16 protein-coding genes and 3 tRNA genes are annotated in these 17,438 nt (G+C 63.9%); 18 read left to right on the top strand and 1 reads right to left on the bottom strand.

Going from position 1 to position 17,438, the window contains the following annotated elements; translation table 11 throughout:
* Nucleotides 1-279: 279 nt before the first annotated feature.
* The 8 genes from ABNU97_RS14000 (at nucleotide 280) to ABNU97_RS13965 (ending at nucleotide 6,506) form a co-directional block, all read left to right on the top strand.
* A complete protein-coding gene (locus ABNU97_RS14000; RefSeq protein ID WP_293625911.1) occupies nucleotides 280-1,233 on the top strand; it encodes a ribose-phosphate diphosphokinase in 954 nt (317 codons plus the stop codon).
* A 162-nt stretch (nucleotides 1,234-1,395) separates the two neighbouring features.
* The gene (locus tag ABNU97_RS13995) at nucleotides 1,396-2,127 is read left to right on the top strand and encodes a 50S ribosomal protein L25/general stress protein Ctc (RefSeq protein ID WP_348767309.1); all 732 of its coding nucleotides are present in this window, start codon (nucleotides 1,396-1,398) and stop codon (nucleotides 2,125-2,127) included.
* A gap of 48 nt (nucleotides 2,128-2,175) precedes the next feature.
* Nucleotides 2,176-2,769 (top strand): aminoacyl-tRNA hydrolase, encoded by a 594-nt coding sequence (pth, locus tag ABNU97_RS13990; RefSeq protein WP_348767307.1) that lies wholly within the window; start codon nucleotides 2,176-2,178, stop codon nucleotides 2,767-2,769.
* Nucleotides 2,770-2,867: 98 nt separating this feature from the next.
* Nucleotides 2,868-3,959, top strand: a complete 1,092-nt coding sequence (gene ychF / locus ABNU97_RS13985) for a redox-regulated ATPase YchF (RefSeq protein WP_348767306.1) — start codon at nucleotides 2,868-2,870, stop codon at nucleotides 3,957-3,959.
* A gap of 84 nt (nucleotides 3,960-4,043) precedes the next feature.
* A tRNA-Met gene (locus ABNU97_RS13980) sits at nucleotides 4,044-4,119 on the top strand.
* 166 nt (nucleotides 4,120-4,285) lie between these two features.
* The gene (locus ABNU97_RS13975; protein ID WP_348767305.1) at nucleotides 4,286-5,707 is read left to right on the top strand and encodes an AarF/ABC1/UbiB kinase family protein; all 1,422 of its coding nucleotides are present in this window, start codon (nucleotides 4,286-4,288) and stop codon (nucleotides 5,705-5,707) included.
* A gap of 47 nt (nucleotides 5,708-5,754) precedes the next feature.
* Nucleotides 5,755-6,255 (top strand): DUF2505 domain-containing protein, encoded by a 501-nt coding sequence (locus ABNU97_RS13970; protein ID WP_348767304.1) that lies wholly within the window; start codon nucleotides 5,755-5,757, stop codon nucleotides 6,253-6,255.
* A gap of 2 nt (nucleotides 6,256-6,257) precedes the next feature.
* Nucleotides 6,258-6,506: a DUF2970 domain-containing protein gene (locus ABNU97_RS13965; RefSeq protein WP_348767303.1), complete on the top strand. Its 249-nt coding sequence runs from the start codon at nucleotides 6,258-6,260 to the stop codon at nucleotides 6,504-6,506.
* A gap of 24 nt (nucleotides 6,507-6,530) precedes the next feature.
* On the opposite strand, the gene mutS is transcribed toward ABNU97_RS13965, so the two are convergent.
* Nucleotides 6,531-9,158 (bottom strand): DNA mismatch repair protein MutS, encoded by a 2,628-nt coding sequence (gene mutS / locus ABNU97_RS13960; protein WP_348767302.1) that lies wholly within the window; start codon nucleotides 9,156-9,158, stop codon nucleotides 6,531-6,533.
* 204 nt (nucleotides 9,159-9,362) lie between these two features.
* On the opposite strand from mutS, the gene ABNU97_RS13955 reads away from it, so the two are divergent.
* The 10 genes from ABNU97_RS13955 to ABNU97_RS13910 all read left to right on the top strand — a co-directional run bounded on the left by ABNU97_RS13955 (nucleotide 9,363) and on the right by ABNU97_RS13910 (nucleotide 17,401).
* Nucleotides 9,363-9,872 carry a CinA family protein gene (locus ABNU97_RS13955; protein ID WP_348767301.1) on the top strand — a complete coding sequence of 170 codons (510 nt, stop codon included), beginning with the start codon at nucleotides 9,363-9,365 and terminating at the stop codon, nucleotides 9,870-9,872.
* Between the two features lie 21 nt (nucleotides 9,873-9,893).
* A complete protein-coding gene (gene thpR, locus ABNU97_RS13950) occupies nucleotides 9,894-10,439 on the top strand; it encodes an RNA 2',3'-cyclic phosphodiesterase (RefSeq protein ID WP_348767300.1) in 546 nt (181 codons plus the stop codon).
* An 84-nt stretch (nucleotides 10,440-10,523) separates the two neighbouring features.
* Nucleotides 10,524-11,615 (top strand): recombinase RecA, encoded by a 1,092-nt coding sequence (gene recA, locus ABNU97_RS13945; RefSeq protein WP_348767299.1) that lies wholly within the window; start codon nucleotides 10,524-10,526, stop codon nucleotides 11,613-11,615.
* 30 nt (nucleotides 11,616-11,645) lie between these two features.
* Nucleotides 11,646-12,125 carry a regulatory protein RecX gene (locus ABNU97_RS13940; protein ID WP_348767298.1) on the top strand — a complete coding sequence of 160 codons (480 nt, stop codon included), beginning with the start codon at nucleotides 11,646-11,648 and terminating at the stop codon, nucleotides 12,123-12,125.
* Between the two features lie 392 nt (nucleotides 12,126-12,517).
* Nucleotides 12,518-12,814 carry an MTH1187 family thiamine-binding protein gene (locus ABNU97_RS13935; protein ID WP_348767297.1) on the top strand — a complete coding sequence of 99 codons (297 nt, stop codon included), beginning with the start codon at nucleotides 12,518-12,520 and terminating at the stop codon, nucleotides 12,812-12,814.
* A 96-nt stretch (nucleotides 12,815-12,910) separates the two neighbouring features.
* Nucleotides 12,911-15,523, top strand: a complete 2,613-nt coding sequence (gene alaS, locus ABNU97_RS13930) for an alanine--tRNA ligase (RefSeq protein ID WP_348767308.1) — start codon at nucleotides 12,911-12,913, stop codon at nucleotides 15,521-15,523.
* Between the two features lie 63 nt (nucleotides 15,524-15,586).
* Nucleotides 15,587-16,861: an aspartate kinase gene (locus ABNU97_RS13925; RefSeq protein ID WP_348767296.1), complete on the top strand. Its 1,275-nt coding sequence runs from the start codon at nucleotides 15,587-15,589 to the stop codon at nucleotides 16,859-16,861.
* A 9-nt stretch (nucleotides 16,862-16,870) separates the two neighbouring features.
* On the top strand, nucleotides 16,871-17,050 hold the full coding sequence (locus tag ABNU97_RS13920) for a carbon storage regulator (RefSeq protein WP_348767295.1): 180 nt from the start codon (nucleotides 16,871-16,873) through the stop codon (nucleotides 17,048-17,050).
* Between the two features lie 167 nt (nucleotides 17,051-17,217).
* Nucleotides 17,218-17,310 (top strand) — tRNA-Ser (locus tag ABNU97_RS13915).
* A gap of 14 nt (nucleotides 17,311-17,324) precedes the next feature.
* Nucleotides 17,325-17,401 (top strand) — tRNA-Arg (locus ABNU97_RS13910).
* Nucleotides 17,402-17,438: the final 37 nt, after the last annotated feature.

The raw sequence follows: 17,438 nt of genomic DNA, 5'->3' as shown, positions 1-17,438 counted from the left end.
TCGTGACGCGCAGCGGCACGAGCCCGCAGGGCGAGGCATCGCGAGATGCCGAGTTATCCTGCCGCCCCAGCCATACAAGCGTGACGCGCAAGCGGACACGAAAGACAGCTTGAAAGCTGGATGAAATCGACGCAGCGCGCGGTCCCGCTCCGGGTTACGCGCCGCGCGGCGAGCATGGCTGAACCGTATGGGCAACCGTGCGTGTTCTGTATTTCATCCTGATTACCGTCCGCAGCGCGGACCGCTCATCTTCAATTGACAGCACGGCAGCACGAACCCATGGCGGATTCTAGGTTGATGGTCTTTACCGGCAACGCCAATCCGGCGTTGGCCAAGGATGTGGCCGGTTACCTCAAGTTGCCCGTGGGCAAGGCGAATGTCGGCAAGTTCTCGGACGGCGAGATCACGGTCGAGATCGAGGAGAACGTACGCGGGCGCGACGTGTTCGTGGTCCAGCCGACCTGCCGGCCTACCAACGACAACGTCATGGAGCTGCTGATGCTCATCGATGCGCTGCATCGCGCATCGGCCGGGCGTATCACCGCCGTGGTTCCGTATTTCGGTTATGCCCGCCAGGATCGACGCCCGCGCAGCGCGCGCGTGCCGATTTCGGCCAAGGTGGTGGCCAGCATGCTCGGCGCGGTCGGCACCGATCGCGTGCTCACCGTCGATCTGCACGCCGACCAGATCCAGGGCTTTTTCGATATGCCCGTGGACAACGTCTATGCATCGCCTGTGCTGCTTGGCGATATCTGGCGTCAAAAGGACGAAAAGCTGATTGTCGTTTCGCCCGACGTCGGCGGCGTAGTGCGCGCGCGGGCACTGGCCAAGCGTCTCGAAGATGCCGATCTCGCGATCATCGACAAGCGTCGACCCAAGGCCAACGAAGCCAAGGTGATGAATATCATCGGTGATGTCAGCGGCAAGACCTGCATCATGGTCGACGACCTTGTCGATACCGCGGGCACGCTCTGTCAGGCCGCCGATGCGCTCAAGAACCAGGGCGCAACCAAGGTCAAGGCCTACGTCACGCATCCGGTGCTTTCGGGCAAGGCGATCGAAAACATCAGCAACTCCCGCCTGGACGAGCTGGTGGTCACGGACACCATTCCGCTATCGCCGGATGCGGCGGCCTGCGGCAAGATTCGCCAGCTGCATATCGCCGCGCTGCTGGCCGAAACCATCCGCCGGGTGAGCAACGAGGAGTCCGTGTCCACGCTGTACGTGGACTAGGCGCAAGCGGCGCTGGGCGGGTCGCGCTCGCGGGTCGTGCATTTGCTGCCCAAGCGCGTATACTACGCGGTCTTTTGAAGTCGGTGGGCGGCGGCCCGCCATAAAACACAACGATCGAGCGGTCGACGGAACCTCCGGCGGCCGTCCTTATTATTGGAGCGAATCGATATGGAAGCTTTCGAGCTGAATGCGGAAAAACGTACCGCGAAGGGCCGCGCCGAGAACCGTCGCCTGCGTCGCAACGGCCGTGTGCCGGCGATCATCTACGGTGGCAACGGCGAACCGGTGATGCTGACCCTGGAGCATAACGACCTCGACCATCATCTGGACAACGAGGCGTTCTTCTCCCACATCATCAAGATTCACGTCGACGGCGGCAGCACCGAGGAAGTGGTTCTGCGTGACCTGCAGCGCCATCCGGCCAAGCCGTTCATCGAGCACGCCGACTTTCTGCGCATCGTCGCCGGTGAAGCGCTGCGCATGAGCGTGCCGCTGCACTTCGTAGGCGAAGAGGAATGCCCGGGCGTGGCCGACGAGGACGGCGTTGTTCAGCACAACATGAACGACATCGAAATCGAATGTCTGCCGCGCAATCTGCCGGAATACATCGAGGTCGACTGCTCGAAGCTGCATCTGCACGATTCGGTTCACCTGAGCGAGCTGGTGCTGCCGGAAGGCGTCCAGATCGTCGAGCTGATGGGAGACGAGGAAGATCAGACCGACCGCACCGTCGTGTCCGTACAGGTTCCGCGTGCCGCCATCGAGCTGGAAGCCGAAGAAGAGGCCGAAGCCGAAGCAGCCGCTGCCGAGGAAGCCGAGGCCGAGGACGCAGAGGACGGCGAATCCGAAGGCGACGAGGCGGACGACGCCTCCGGCGAAGACGAAGACAAGTAGTCTTCGTCGCGCTCGATCAAGCTTGCGCGAATACACACGGCACTCAGCGTGAGTGATTCGATTCGCGCGCTGGTGGCGCTGGGCAATCCCGGCGCCGACCATGCCAGCGATCGGCATAACGTCGGTTTCTGGCTGGCCGATCGTCTGGCTGAACGTTGGCGCCTGAGCTTCTCGCCGGAACGCAAGTTCAAGGGCGAGCTGGCACGATATGGCTCGGGCGATGCCAGCGTTTGGTTGCTCAAGCCTACGACCTTCATGAATCGCAGCGGCGACGCGGCACAGCCGCTGTGTGCCTTTCACAAGATCCCGCCCGAGAGCGTGCTGGTCGTGCACGACGAGCTCGATCTGCCGGCGGGGACTGCGCGTTTCAAGCAGTCGGGTGGCCACGGCGGCCATAACGGGCTGCGCGACATCACGCGGGTGATCGGGACGCAGTACAAGCGCTTGCGTATCGGCATCGGTCATCCGGGCGATCGATCGCTGGTACTGTCCTATGTGCTGGGCACCCCGTCGCCGGACGATCGAATTGCCATCGACAATGCCATCGACGCCGGTATCGACGCATTCGAGCTGGCTCTCGACAAGGGCTGGGACCACGGCGCGCAGCGATTGAACTCGCGCAAGGCGCCGGCCAGCGATTAATCCACCGCGAACGCTGCGATCTCGCGGGCCGGTCGCTAACACGTCATCGCGATGCGCCTGCGTTGGCGCTGCACCACACGCCATCAGAGGTTGTTCACATGGCTCTTCAGGTCGGGATCGTCGGTTTGCCCAACGTGGGCAAGTCCACACTTTTCAACGCGCTCACCGCGGCCGAAATACCGGCCGAGAACTACCCCTTTTGCACCATCGACCCGAACGTGGGTGTGGTGAGCGTGCCGGACCCGCGCCTGACCGCGCTTGCCGGCATTGCCAGCCCCGAAAAGACCATTCCTACGGCAATCGAGTTCGTCGATATCGCCGGTCTGGTCGCCGGTGCCTCGACCGGCGAGGGGCTGGGCAACCAGTTTCTGGCCAATATTCGGGAAACAGACGCCATCCTGCACGTGGTGCGTTGTTTCGACGACGATGACGTCATGCACGTCTCGGGCCGGGTCGACCCGATCGCGGATATCGAAACCATCGATACCGAGCTGGCGCTGGCCGATCTGACCACGGTCACGCGTGCGGCCGAGCGTACGGCAAAGGCCGCCAAGTCCGGCGACAAGACCGCCAAGCGCAACTTCGAGTTGTTCGAGCGGGTGCGCGACCACCTGGACACGGGCGCGCCGGTGCGGGCGATGGAATTCAGCGACGACGAGCGCCTGGCGCTGCGCGAGCTGCATCTGATCACGGCCAAACCGGCCCTGTTCGTGGCCAACGTGGACGAGAACGGCTTCGAGAACAATCCGCTGCTCGATCGCGTGGCCGAGCATGCCGCGGCCCAGAATGCGCCGGTGGTGGCGGTGTGCGCCGCGCTGGAAGGCGAACTCGCCCAGCTCGACGGCGACGACAAGAACGAATTCCTGGCCGATCTGGGGCTTGATGAGCCCGGCCTGGATCGGGTCATTCGTGCGGCCTACGAACTGCTAGGCCTGCAGACCTTTTTTACCGTCGGGCCCAAGGAAGTAAGAGCCTGGACGGTGCGCCGCGGCGCGACCGCGCCCCAGGCCGCCGGCGTGATTCATACCGACTTCGAACGCGGCTTTATTCGTGCCGAAGTCATCGGCTACGACGACTACGTCACCCTCAAAGGCGAGAAAGGGGCCAAGGAAGCCGGTCGCCAACGCCTGGAGGGCAAGGAATACGTGATGGTCGAGGGCGACGTCGTGCACTTTCGTTTCAATGTCTGAAACCGGTGTGTCCGGGGTGCTATCGCAGCCAACGATTAAAGGGTTGACACAACGGGCCTCGGCGAAGAAACTACGCGGCTTTCCGGCTATGTAGCTCAGGGGTTAGAGCATCGCATTCATAATGCGAGAGTCGGTGGTTCAAATCCACCCATAGCCACCAGGCGACGTGCACCTTCGATTATTCGAAGGTTGGAAAGGGATCCGGCAGGCGCCGGATCCCTTTTTTTATGCGCCGCGTGTGGCCGCGGATATCGGTATCGATCCCCATCCGGCCAGCGCTGGCGACCTGATAGACTTCGACCTTTATCCAGCGTTCGACATGACGTATGGCCTTCAAGTCCGACCGTAAAGACCGCAAGCCGCTCAAGCTCAAGACGGGCTCCTTCGACCGTAATGCCGCCATGGCCCGTATGGGCGTGATGGCCGGGGCGTCGTTCGCCGGTCATACGCTGGGGAACATGTTTCGCAGCAAGGAAGACCGGGAACGACGCAACCGCGAGTTCTACGTCAAACAGGCGGAGTTCCTGGCCGACGAGCTGGGCCAGCTCAAGGGCAGCGTAATGAAGGTCGGCCAGATGCTGTCGGTGTACGGGCAGTATTTCATGCCGCCCGAAGCCATCGAGGTGCTGCGCAGCCTTCAGGACGACAGCCCGCCGGTGGCCTGGGAAGACCTCGAGCCGGTGGTGGTGGAGCGCCTGGGCAAAAAGCGTCTGGCCGAGCTGGAAATCGACCCGGAGCCGATGGCAGCCGCCTCGCTGGGCCAGGTCCATCGCGCCACGCGCAAGTCGGACGGCCTGGAACTGTGCGTGAAGATCCAGTATCCGCGCCTGGCTGATGCCATCGACAGCGATATCCGCACGCTGACCCAGATCGTGCGTCTGGCCCGGCTTGTGCCCAAGGGCATGGAGCTGAACGCGATCATGGAAGAAGTACGCGAGATGATCTACCGCGAGGTGGATTACGATCGCGAGCTGCGCATGACGCGCGAGTTTTCCACCCGGCTCGAAGGCGACGAGCGCTACGTGGTGCCCCAGGTCTTCCCGGAATACTCCACCGAAACCGTGCTGGTGACTTCCTACGAAGCCGCGCACCACGTACAGAGCGAAGCGGTACAGGATCTCGACCAGGCGCGCCGCAACGAGATCGGTCGCAGCGCGCTGGACCTGTTCTTCCGCGAGTTCTTTGTGTGGGGCATCGTGCAGACGGACCCGCATTTCGGCAACTACAAGATTCGCCTGCGCGAGGACGGACCGGACCAGATGGTACTGCTGGATTTCGGCGCCACGCGCGAATTCGCACCGCGTTTTCTCGGCTCCTACTACGATGTGGTCACCGGTGCCTTCGAAAAGGACGCCAAGCGGCTGATCGACGGCGCCATCGGCATCAACCTGCTACGCCGCGATTCACCCCAGCACGTGTTCGATGCCTTCGCCAAGGTCGGCATGCTCATGATCGAGCCGTTCGCCGACGACGCGCCCGACGAATTGACCACGCCGGACGGGGCCTACCGCTGGGGCGAGTCGGACCTACCGTTTCGGGTGTCGCGGGCGGTTTCCGACGCCGCGATCTCCCGGTGGTTCCGAATCCCGCCGCGCGAGATCGTTTTCCTGCACCGCCGGATGGGCGGCGTGTTCGTACTGCTGGCCGTGCTCGATGCCGAAGTCGACGCCCACGGTATGCTCGCCTCTTATCTGTATCGCGACGACGGCTCGCCGTCCGCCAACGGCATGGACCGCCCGGCCGAGTGAGCGGCCCCGGCTTTCATCGTCACCCCCAAGCACAAGGAACGCGCTGAATGAAGTTCGAAGAAACCTATGATTTCGATTATCCCGTGGACGTCATCATGACGATGTTCGGTGACGAGTCGTACTACCTGCGCAAGTACGAGCGCCTGGATGGGCGCAGCGCCGAACATATCGCTACCACCCAGGGTAAGGACGAGTTCGAAATCACCGTGCGCTACGGCTTCGGTACGGAAGAAATGAACCTGCCCGACATGATCCGTTCGCGCATGCCCAAGAAGGTGGACATGCTGCAGACGGATCGCTGGGATCTGGCCGCCAATCACGGTCGAATCGATATCGACTTCGAGAAAACGCCTGCGAACGTGGCCATCGACATGCGCCTGAAGGACAATGGCGGCAAGGCCCGTATGACGCTCGGCTTCAATATCAAGGTCGAGGTACCCATGTTGGGCGGGCGCGTAGAAAAAGCCATTTCCGGGCCGCTTACGCGCCGTGTCTGGCGCGATCTGGATATCAGCAACGAAATGGCGGAAGAGTACGCCGCCAAATAGCCGTGAAAAACGCTGACCACAACAATGACAGCAAGGATGTGCCGGCGCGGGAAAGCCGACGGCCGCCCACGCTATGGCAGAGCTGGATGAGCGTGATGGCGGCGTTCTTCGGCGTGCAGTCGAGCGAGAATCGCGAGCGCGATTTCACCCGCGGTCGAGCCAGTCATTTCATACTGCTAGGCTTGGTGGCCACGGTGCTGCTCGTAATGCTGCTGGTGGGCCTGGTCAAACTCGCCACTTCCATGGCGTGACCCACCCGAGCGCGACCCGCACGCTCACTGCGGGTCGGTTTGGCTGGCCATGCGCTTGAGCCGGTAAAGCAGTTCCAGCGCCTCGCGCGGGGTGAGGTCGTCGCAGTCGAGTTCGGCCAGCGCGTCGTGCACCGGGTCCGGCTCGGCGGGCTTGTCCTCAACCGGTGCGGCCTCGAACAGGCCGAGCTGCGGGCCGGACTGTTCGCGCGACTGGGCTTCCAGCTCGGCCAGGTGTTTTTCAGCCTGGCGGATAACGGCCCGCGGTACGCCCGCCAACGAGGCCACCTGCAGCCCGAAGCTGCGCGATGCGGGCCCGGGCCGGATGGCATGCAGAAACACCAGCTTCTGCTCGCCGCCGCTGTTGTAGTCGGCCACTTCGAAATGGGCATTACGGCTCGCCGGCCAGTCCTCGGCGAGCTGGGTGAGTTCGAAATAGTGGGTGGCGAACAGCGTATAGGCCCGGTTGTGGCGGGCCAGGCGTTCGGCCACCGCGCGCGCCAGCGCCAGGCCGTCGTAGGTCGAGGTGCCGCGGCCGATCTCGTCGAGCAGCACCAGCGAGCGCTCGGTGGCGTGGTGCAGGATCTGCGCGGTTTCGCTCATTTCCACCATGAAGGTGGATTGGCCGGCTGCCAGGTCGTCGCCCGCGCCAATCCGGGTGAATATGCGATCGAGCGGGCCGATTTCGGCGGCCTCGGCCGGCACGAAGCTGCCGATATGCGTGAGTAGCACGATGAGTGCCGTCTGGCGCATATAGGTCGATTTGCCGCCCATGTTCGGGCCGGTGATCAGCAGCAGTCGGCAGTCGTCGTCGAGCTCGGTATCGTTGGCCACGAACGGGGTATCGGAGAAATGCTCGACCACCGGATGACGCCCACCGGTGATACGAACGCCCGGGACGTCGGTGAGGGTGGGCGCCACCCAGTGATAATCCAGCGCACAGCGCGACAGCGCACACAGCACGTCCAGGCTGGCCAGCCCGGCCGCGATCGACTGCAGCCTGGGCAGGTGCGCGGCCAGCGTTTCCACCAGCTCGGCGTATAGGGCTTTCTCCCGAGCCAGAGCGCGCTCGCGCGCCGAGAGCACCTGGTCCTCGAACTGCTTGAGTTCCGGCGTGATATACCGTTCCACGGCCTTGAGCGTCTGGCGGCGCTGATAGTCGATGGGCGCGGCATCGGCATGCACGCGCCCCATCTCGATGTAATAGCCGTGCACGCGGTTGTAGCCCACCTTGAGCGTGTCCACGCCGGTGCGTTCGCGCTCGCGGGTTTCCAGGTCGGCGAGATAGCCGTCCGCGTTGGCCGACAGGTCGCGCAGCTCGTCGAGCGTTTCGTCGTAGCCGCGGGCGATCACGCCGCCGTCGCGTACCACCACCGGCGGCTCGGCTACCACCGCGCGCTCGAGCAGTGCGCGTACCTCGTCGGCCGGGTCGATCTGCTCGTGCAGTGCGGCCAGCAGGGGCGCGTCGAGGCCGGCCAGTGTGCGGCGTATGGCCGGAAGCGCGGCCAGCGCTCGCGTGAGCCCCGACAAATCGCGCGGGCGCGCGGAGGCCAGGGCGATGCGCGTGGCGATACGCTCGACGTCGGGTACTTCCTTGAGCCGTTCGGACAGCCCGGCATGGCTGCCCGACAGCAGCGTTTCGATGGCCAGATGGCGATGGCGCAGGATATCGAAGTTGCGCAGCGGCTCGGCCAGCCAGCGGCGCAACGCGCGTGCGCCCATCGCGGTGGCACAACGGTCGAGCAGGCCCACCAGGCTGTGCCGGGTATCGCCGGAGGCGCTGCGCTCGATTTCCAGATTGCGCCGGGTGGCCGCATCCAGCACCAGCGTATCGGTGACCGCATAGGTGCGCAGGCTCTTGATATGCGATAGCGCCGCCTGCTGAGTCGCCTCCACGTAATCGATGAGCGCGCCGGCCGCGGCGATGGCGCGCGGCAGGTCGGCACAGCCAAAGGCATCCAGCTGTGCGACCTCGAAAAAACCTTCCAGCCGTCGTCGGGCGCTGATCGCATCGAACAGCCAGCTCGGCCGGCGGGTCAGGGCGACCCCGTCCAGGGGCAGTTCGAGCGAGGCCTGTTCGCTCACCACGATCTCGGCCGGATCGAGCCGGGCGAGTTCGGCGGCCAGCCCCGTTTCGTCGGCAACTTCGGTCACCGCGAAGTCGCCGCGGGCCAGTTCCAGCACGGCGATGCCGATCGCCCGTTTCGCCGGGGCGATCGCCACGATCAGATTGGCGCGACGCGCATCCAGCAGCGCATCGTCGGTGACCGTGCCGGGGGTGACCACGCGCACCACTTCGCGTCTGACCGGGCCCTTGCTCGCGCCCGGCGCTTCCAGCTGCTCACAGATGGCGATGGATTCGCCCTTGGCGATCAGTCGCGCAAGATACTGCTCGGCGGCGTGATAGGGCACGCCCGCCATCGGGATCGAGCGCCCGGCGGATTCGCCGCGTGCCGTCAGCGTGATATCGAGCAGCTCGGCCGCGCGGTGGGCATCGTCGAAGAACAGTTCGTAGAAGTCGCCCATGCGATAGAACAGCAGCATGTGCGGGTAGTCGGCCTTGATGCCGAGGTACTGGCGCATCATCGGCGTATGCCCGGCGTAGTCGTCGGCCGGGCTGTCGGTGCGCGGATCGGTGCGGGGGCGTGCGCTCATGAAGCAGTCTGTGTCGGTAAACGAACGAGGGGCGCGGCCCGGCAGGCCACAGCGCGCAATTGTAGACGTACGCCGGGGAATACGCAGAACCCCGTGGCGCCGCAGGCTGCGCCTGTCGAATCGGGCGCTCGGCCGGCACCGCGATTATCAGTCGTTACGCGCAACAGTCCGCAAATCGTGAGATGTCTTAGGCATAATGCAGCCATGACGGTACCTTACGACGCCCAGACTTCGATTGCCTCGCTCGTCGATCAGCTGGCCACGCTGATGACCGGCCGTGGGCAAACCCTGGCCACCGCCGAGTCCTGCACCGGCGGCATGATTGCGGCCGCCTGTACCGACCGGGCCGGCAGCTCGGCATGGTTCGAGCGTGGTTTCGTGACCTACTCGAATGAAGCGAAGCAGGACAGCCTCGGCGTGGCCAGTGAACTCATCGAGCGCCACGGCGCGGTCAGCGAACCGGTGGTCGCGGCCATGCTCGAGGGCACGCTCGCACATAGCCCGGCCGACTGGGCGATCGCCGTATCCGGGGTCGCGGGGCCCGGCGGCGGCAGCGAAGACAAGCCGGTGGGCACGGTCTATATCGGCTGGGTCGCAAGAAGCCGGCCGCCCGAAGTGGTGCGCTATCAGTTCGAAGGCCCGCGTGACGAGGTCCGCAGCCAGAGCGTGGTTGCCGCGCTGGTGGGGCTGCGCGAGCGTGTCGACGCCAGCTGAGTCCAGACACCGCCGCGGTCGATGACAGCCGCGACTGACCCACCGCGCGACAGCCAGCGGTTGTTCTTCGCGCTCATGCCGCCGCCTGGCGTTGCAGCGCGTATCGCCAATGCGGCGGATCGGCTCGGGCTCGTCGGCCGGCGTATCGAATCGTCGCGTCTACACCTCACGCTCGTTTTTCTCGGCGCCGTCGAGTCGGCGATACAGGCCCGCCTTTGCGGCGTGGCCGAGACGATCGACCTGCCGGCGTTTACGCTCGTGCTCGATCGGTTGAGCGGCTTCCAGGGCCCGCAGATTGCCTGGCTCGGGCCCTCCAGTCCGCCGTGTACGCTGTTGGACTTGGCGTCGGCGCTGGATAAAAATACAATTGGCGGCATTGATAACTATCAGTTTCGCCCGCATGTCAGCGTCAGACGCGGCATTGGCTGCGTAGCCACGGCACGAGTTGAACCGATCGCATGGCCGGTTACCCATTTTTCGCTGATCGCAAGCGGCGACGGCGGGCAGCCCGGGGCCTATCGGGAACTGGGCCGCTGGCCGCTTGAACGAGGGCGCCCGGCATTGTGAAATAATGGCCGCGTAGCGTGTCATGACCGCCTCGCCACGGCCGGCGCGGCGACCGTATCCACGAACGACAAAGCGACGACAACTATGGACGAAGATCGTAAGAAAGCACTGGCGGCTGCCCTGAGCCAGATCGAGCGTCAGTTCGGCAAGGGCTCGGTCATGCGCATGGGCGACCAGGACACGAGCAATATTCCGTCCATTTCCAGCGGGTCGCTCACGCTGGATATCGCCCTGGGCATCGGCGGCTATCCGCGCGGTCGCGTCGTGGAAATCTACGGTCCCGAGTCGTCCGGCAAGACCACGCTCACGCTTCAGGCCATCGCCGAATGCCAGAAGGGCGGCGGCACCGCGGCGTTCATTGACGCCGAGCACGCGCTGGACCCGACCTATGCCGAAGCGCTCGGCGTGGATATCGAAAATCTGCTCATCAGCCAGCCGGATACCGGCGAACAGGCGCTCGAAATCGCGGACATGCTGGTGCGTTCGGCAGCCGTGGATATCGTTGTGGTCGACTCGGTGGCCGCACTCACGCCCAAGGCCGAAATCGAAGGCGAAATGGGTGATTCGCACGTTGGCCTGCAGGCGCGCCTGATGAGCCAAGCGCTGCGCAAGCTCACCGCCAACATCAAGCGCACCGGCACCACGGTGATGTTCATCAACCAGATCCGTATGAAGATCGGCGTGATGTTCGGCAGCCCCGAAACCACCACGGGCGGTAACGCTCTGAAATTCTATGCTTCGGTACGCCTGGATATCCGTCGTATCGGCGCGATCAAGAAGGGCGACGAGGTCATCGGCAACGAAACCCGGGTGAAGGTGGTCAAGAACAAGATGGCACCGCCGTTCCGCAAGGCGGAATTCGAGATCCTTTACGGCGAGGGCAGCTCGCGCGAAGGCGAGATCATCGATTTGGGCGTGGCCAACAACCTCATCGAAAAAGCCGGCTCCTGGTATTCCTATAACGGCGACCGTGTCGGGCAGGGCAAGGACAACGCCCGTAACTTCCTCAAGGAAAACCCCGAAATCGCCCAGCAGCTTGAAACCGCGCTGCGTGAGAAGCTGCTTGCGCCCAAACGCAAGAAAAAGGACGAGAAGGCCGAGGCAGCCGCCGAGCAAGGCGAAGGCGAGGCCGCGGACGATCTGCTCGGCTCCGCACAGGGCGGCAAGAACAGCTAGGCGCGTCGATCGGGCGCTGTAAAGCAAGCGATGACGCAGGCGCAAAACGACGATCAACCGCTCGACCCGGCCGCCGAGCGCATCGCCATTCGCAAACGGGCCATGGACATGCTCGCGCGCCGCGAGCATGCGCCGGCCGAGCTCTCGCAGAAGCTGGCCAAACGCGATCACGACCGCGAACAGGTGGCCGAGGTGCTCGACGAACTGATCGACGACGGGCTGCTGTCGGCCGCCCGTTATGCCGATGCCATGGTGTCGTCGCGCGCCTCCCGCGGTATCGGGCCGGTGCGCATTCGCGCGGAGCTGGCAGCGGTGCGCATCGACGAGGCCGAGATCGAACGCGCGCTCGCCGACAGCGAAACCGACTGGAACGCGCTCGCCGAAGAGGTGCGCGCCAAACGTTTCGGCGCGGCACAGCCCGAGGATTTCCCCGCCAAGGCCAAGCAGATGCGGTTTCTGCAGCGCCGTGGTTTCGATATGGACATGCTCAACGCCGCCTTCGACGACTGAGAGAACGAACGTCGGCGCCCGGCCGGCCCGGGCGTCGCGTCGCCAGTCCTGTCGGTGCAAAGTAACGCTTGATTAAGCGCAAGGGTCAGCATGCGGCGTGAACAGCAGATCACGCGCGTTGCCAGCGATGGGCCGTTGGCCTTGTCTGCGTTCGTTCGCGCGCGTTCCGAGAATGCTTGCTCAGTAGCGCCACGAACCAGGGCCTGCTCATGTAGCCCGTTGAGCAGGCAACGCGAACAGCAAGCCACGCAGCCTCGCGCAGTTTGTGTTTCGGGTTATTCGCGTGTCTTGGCGTTCATTTGCGGACAAACTGCTTGCTTGAGTATCGCCGACTACGTTTCATACACGGCCAAGATAATGACTTGTCAGCCCAAGCCGCAAAGGAATGACTCATGAACATCACCGCCGAAATCTGCGTTATTCCCATGGGCGCGGGCGTGTCCGTATCGCGCTATATCGCGGCCTGTCAGCCGATTCTTGAAAAGGCGGGGCTTAATCCCGTCGTGCATGCCTATGGCACCAACGTGGAAGGCGAGTGGGACGACGTGTTCGCGGCGTTCAAGCAATGCCATCAGACCATTCACGAGCTGGGCGCGCCGCGCGTGTTCACCACCATCAAGCTGGGCAGCCGCAGCGATCGTGTGCAGAGCAATCAGGACAAGGTCGATAGCGTTCGCGCGCTACGGTGATCGACTACGCCGGCGCCGGTAGGGCCAGCCAAAAGGCTCTGCTAAACTAGCGCGCTATTTGCTCCCAGCTGAATTTGTAAGAGGCGCCTGCCCATGATGTCCACCAACGCGTTGCGTGCGCGTTTCGTCGAATATTTCGAACGGCACAAGCATCGATTCGTCGCCTCGAGCAGCCTGGTACCGGCCTCCGATCCGACCCTGCTGTTTACGAACGCCGGCATGGTGCCGTTCAAGGACGTGTTTCTGGGCCGCGACAAGCGCGACTACAGTCGTGCCGTGTCGTCGCAGCGCTGTGTGCGCGCCGGCGGCAAGCACAACGACCTGGAAAACGTCGGCTATACCGCGCGCCATCACACCTTCTTCGAAATGCTGGGCAACTTCAGCTTCGGCGATTATTTCAAGCGCGAGGCCATTCATTTCGCCTGGGAATTTCTCACCGGCGAACTCGGCCTGCCCAAGGAAAAACTCTGGGTCACGGTCTACGAGGAAGACGAAGAAGCCGCGCGTATCTGGCTCGACGAAATCGGCGTGTCCGAGTCCACGTTCTCGCGCATCGGCGCCAAGGACAACTTCTGGCAGATGGGTGATACCGGCCCCTGCGGGCCGTGCTCGGAAATCTTCTACGACCACGGCGAGCATATCGCCGGTGGGCCGCCCGGTACGCCGGAAGAGGACGGCGACCGCTTCGTGGAGATCTGGAATCTGGTGTTCATGCAGTACGACCGTCAGCCCGACGGCACCATGGTCGATCTGCCCAGCCCGTCGATCGATACCGGCATGGGCCTGGAGCGTATCGCCGCGGTCATGCAGGGCACCCACGACAACTACGGCATCGACGTCTTCCAGACGCTGATCAAGGCAGCGGCGGACGCGGTGGGCATGGACGCGGCCAAGGCCGAGCCGGCGCATCAGTCGTCGCTCAAGGTGGTGGCCGATCATATCCGTGCCACCGCGTTCCTGATTACCGACGGGGTGATGCCGTCGAACGAAGGCCGCGGCTACGTGCTGCGCCGGATCATGCGGCGCGCGATCCGCCACGGACACAAGCTGGGCGCGACTGGCACCTTCTTCTACAAGCTGGTCGGCCCGCTGGTCGAACTCATGGGCGACGCCTTTCCCGAGCTGGCTGATTCGAAGGCCCAGATCGAGCGCGTTGTCGAGCAGGAAGAACAGCGCTTCGCACTCACGCTCGCCCAGGGCCTGCGGATCCTCGAGGATGCGATCGGTGCCATGAGTGGTACCGAGATTCCGGGCGAGACGGTGTTCAAGCTCTACGATACCTACGGGTTTCCGGTCGATCTCACCAACGACGTGGCCCGCGAGCGCGGCCTGACCCTGGATACGCGTGGCTTCGATGCCGAAATGTCGGCCCAGCGCGAGCGCGCGCGTGCGGCCAGCCAGTTCGGTGCCGACTACCACGCCAAGATCGACGTGCAGTCGCCAACCGAGTTCATCGGCTACACCGAAACCCGCGGCCGCGCACAGCTGATCAGCCTCGTACAGAACGAACAGCCGGTGGACCGGCTGGCAGCGGGCGCCGAGGGCGTACTCGTGCTCGATCGCACCCCGTTCTACGGCGAATCCGGTGGTCAGCTGGGCGATCACGGCGTCATCGACGCCGACGGCGCTCGCTTCGTGGTAACGGACACTCAGAAACAAAACGGCGTGTTCCTGCACTTCGGCCGGGTCGAATCCGGCGAATTCGCCGCCGGCATGACCGTGGATGCCCAAGTCGATACGGCTCGCCGCCAGGATATCGAGCTCAACCACACTGCCACCCATCTGTTGCATGCCGCCCTGCGCGAAACGCTGGGCACGCATGTGCGCCAGAAAGGCTCGATGGTCGCGCCCGATCGGCTGCGTTTTGACTTTGCCCATTTCGAGTCGGTGACCGCCGATACGCTGGCCGATATCGAAGCGCAGGTGAATGCCCGCGTACGCGAGAACATCCAGGGCCAGTTCTATACCCGCAGCTACGACGAGGCCATCGCCGAGGGCGCGCTGGCCTTCTTCGGCGAGAAATACGGCGACGAAGTGCGCGTGGTGCGCTTTGGCGACTATTCGGTGGAGCTGTGCGGCGGTACCCATGTGCCGGCCAGCGGCGCGATCGGTCTGGTCAAGATCACCGAGGAACGCGGCGTAGCCGCGGGCGTGCGCCGCCTGGAAGCTGTCACCGGCGCGCATGCGCTCAAGTGGGTTCAGGACACCATGGCCCGCGAAATCCGCGTGGCGTCCCGGCTCAAGGCCGCGCCCGCCGAGCTCGAGGACAAGCTCGATCGCATGCTCGAACGCGTGGCCGGGCTGGAAAAACAGCTCGACCAGGCCAACCAGAAGCTGGCGGCCAGCCAGGGCGACGATCTCGCCGACGCGGCCCGCGAGATCGGCGGTGCTCAGGTGGTGGTCCGGCGCATGGACGGCGCCGATCGCAAGGTATTGCGCGATACCGTCGACGCGCTCAAGAACAAGCTCGACCACGGCGTGATCGTGCTGGGGGCCGCCACCGACGGCAAGGTTGCGCTCATCGCGGGCGTGGCCAAGAGCCAAAGCAAGGCGCTGCCGGCCGGTGATCTCGTCAATTTCGTGGCCGAACAGGTCGGTGGCAAGGGCGGCGGCCGGCCGGATATGGCCCAGGCCGGCGGCAGCGACGCCAGCAAGCTCGATGAAGCGCTGGAAAGCGTTTACGGTTGGATCGAGCAGCGACTCGGGTAAGCTTAGTCGTATCAGTATTCAAGACCGGCGCGACCCAGCGCCCGACAAGGAAAACGATATTCCATGGCACTGATTGTTCAGAAATACGGCGGCTCGTCCGTCGGCAGCGTCGACAAGATCAAGCGCATCGCCCAGAAGATCAAGGGCTATCGCGATAACGGCGACCAGGTTGTGGTCGTGGTGTCGGCGATGGGCGGCGAAACCGATCGCCTGCAGGGCTTGGCCGAAGAGCTCGACGGCCGTCCGATTCCACGCGAAATGGATGTGCTGCTCTCGACCGGGGAGCAGGTCACCATTTCGCTGCTGTCGATGGCGTTGCGCCATACCGGCGTATCGGCGCGTTCGTTCACCGGCTGGCAGGTGCCGATCGTCTCGGACGATTCGCATTCCAAGGCACGTATCCAGAAGATCGAACCGGACAACCTGCGCAGCGCGCTCGACGAAGGCGATGTGGCCGTTGTCGCCGGCTTCCAGGGTATTACCGAGTCCAACGAGATCTCGACCCTCGGCCGCGGCGGATCGGATACCACGGCGGTCGCACTCGCCGCCGCGCTTGGCGCCGACGAATGCCAGATCTACACCGACGTGGACGGGGTCTATACCACCGATCCGCGCGTGGTCTCGGGCGCGCGTCGTCTCGAGCAGATTACGTTCGAAGAAATGCTGGAAATGGCCAGCCTAGGTTCCAAGGTGTTGCAGATCCGCGCGGTCGAGTTCGCCGGTAAATACGGCGTGCCTCTGCGCGTACTGTCCACCTTCGACGACGGCCCCGGCACGCTCATTACATTGGAGAAACAAGTGGAAGAACCGATCATCTCCGGCATCGCCTTTACCAAGGATGAAGCCCAGCTCACCGTGCTCGGCGTGCCCGACAAGCCCGGCATTGCCTATGCGCTGCTCGGCCCGATCGGCGAAGCCAATATCGAAGTCGACATGATCCTGCAGAACGTGTCGGGCGATTCGTCCAGCGACTACACCCTGACCGACTTCACGTTCACCGTGCATACGCGCGATTTCGACGCGGCCAAGGAGCTGCTCGAGAAAGCCGCCAAGGACCTGGGCGCGCGTGAAGTCTCGGGCCAGGCCGGGATCGCCAAGGTCTCGCTGGTGGGCGTGGGCATGCGTTCGCACGCCAACGTCGCGGCGCGCATGTTCAAGGCCCTGGCCAGCGAGAACATCAACCTGCGCATGATCTCGACCACCGAGATCAAGATTTCGATCGTGATCGAAACCAAGTACCTGGAACTGGCCGTGCGCGCGCTGCACGACGAGTTCGAGCTCGACGAAGAGCCGAAGAAGGTCGAAAGCGAGCTCACGCCGAGCGCGGAACAGGGCTAGATCGCACCCGTGCTCATCTTCGAACGTCGCGCCGGTGAGCGCCTGCACATCGGCGACGAAATCGAGGTGAGGGTGCTGGATACCGACGGCGAACGCGTGCGTATCGCCGTCGAAGCGCCGCGGGACGTACGGGTGGAAAGCGTCGACGAGTCGTGCGAGCACAACGAATCGTCGATCGATCGCAAATGAAGTCGCATAAGGGGTTTACCCGCAAGGCTTAGCCGGGTATTATTCGCGGCCTTGAACGAATGAGAGTTCGTTTTCGCAAGGCCGCTACTCCGGTGAGTCGGTTTGTCGAAACAGTCGACGCAAACGGCTTCAGAACGGCGATTGCGTTTCGCAGGACAACGATTTTTGGAGAGGTGGCCGAGTGGCTGAAGGCGCTCCCCTGCTAAGGGAGTAAGGGGTTTATAGCCCCTTCGAGGGTTCGAATCCCTCCCTCTCCGCCATGACAACCAGTCAAGGGCCCGTAGCTCAGTTGGATAGAGCGTGCGGCTACGAACCGCAAGGTCGGGAGTTCGAATCTTCCCGGGCCCGCCATGCAAAGAAGGCTTCCCAGAGATGGGGAGCCTTTTTT

It is taken from the genome of uncultured Salinisphaera sp. (genome assembly GCF_964012375.1).
Classification (GTDB): Bacteria; Pseudomonadota; Gammaproteobacteria; order Nevskiales; family Salinisphaeraceae; genus Salinisphaera.
Note: the sequence above shows the minus strand (reverse complement) of the source record. Positions and strands in the feature narration are given on the sequence as shown.

Coding starts and splice junctions, on each gene's coding strand:
- ABNU97_RS14000 (WP_293625911.1), top strand. CDS start 280: ATGGCGGATTCTAGGTTGATGGTCTTTACCGGCAACGCCAATCCGGCG.
- ychF (WP_348767306.1), top strand. CDS start 2,868: ATGGCTCTTCAGGTCGGGATCGTCGGTTTGCCCAACGTGGGCAAGTCC.
- ABNU97_RS13975 (WP_348767305.1), top strand. CDS start 4,286: ATGGCCTTCAAGTCCGACCGTAAAGACCGCAAGCCGCTCAAGCTCAAG.
- ABNU97_RS13970 (WP_348767304.1), top strand. CDS start 5,755: ATGAAGTTCGAAGAAACCTATGATTTCGATTATCCCGTGGACGTCATC.
- mutS (WP_348767302.1), bottom strand. CDS start 9,158: ATGAGCGCACGCCCCCGCACCGATCCGCGCACCGACAGCCCGGCCGAC.
- ABNU97_RS13955 (WP_348767301.1), top strand. CDS start 9,363: ATGACGGTACCTTACGACGCCCAGACTTCGATTGCCTCGCTCGTCGAT.
- thpR (WP_348767300.1), top strand. CDS start 9,894: ATGACAGCCGCGACTGACCCACCGCGCGACAGCCAGCGGTTGTTCTTC.
- recA (WP_348767299.1), top strand. CDS start 10,524: ATGGACGAAGATCGTAAGAAAGCACTGGCGGCTGCCCTGAGCCAGATC.
- ABNU97_RS13940 (WP_348767298.1), top strand. CDS start 11,646: ATGACGCAGGCGCAAAACGACGATCAACCGCTCGACCCGGCCGCCGAG.
- ABNU97_RS13935 (WP_348767297.1), top strand. CDS start 12,518: ATGAACATCACCGCCGAAATCTGCGTTATTCCCATGGGCGCGGGCGTG.
- alaS (WP_348767308.1), top strand. CDS start 12,911: ATGTCCACCAACGCGTTGCGTGCGCGTTTCGTCGAATATTTCGAACGG.
- ABNU97_RS13925 (WP_348767296.1), top strand. CDS start 15,587: ATGGCACTGATTGTTCAGAAATACGGCGGCTCGTCCGTCGGCAGCGTC.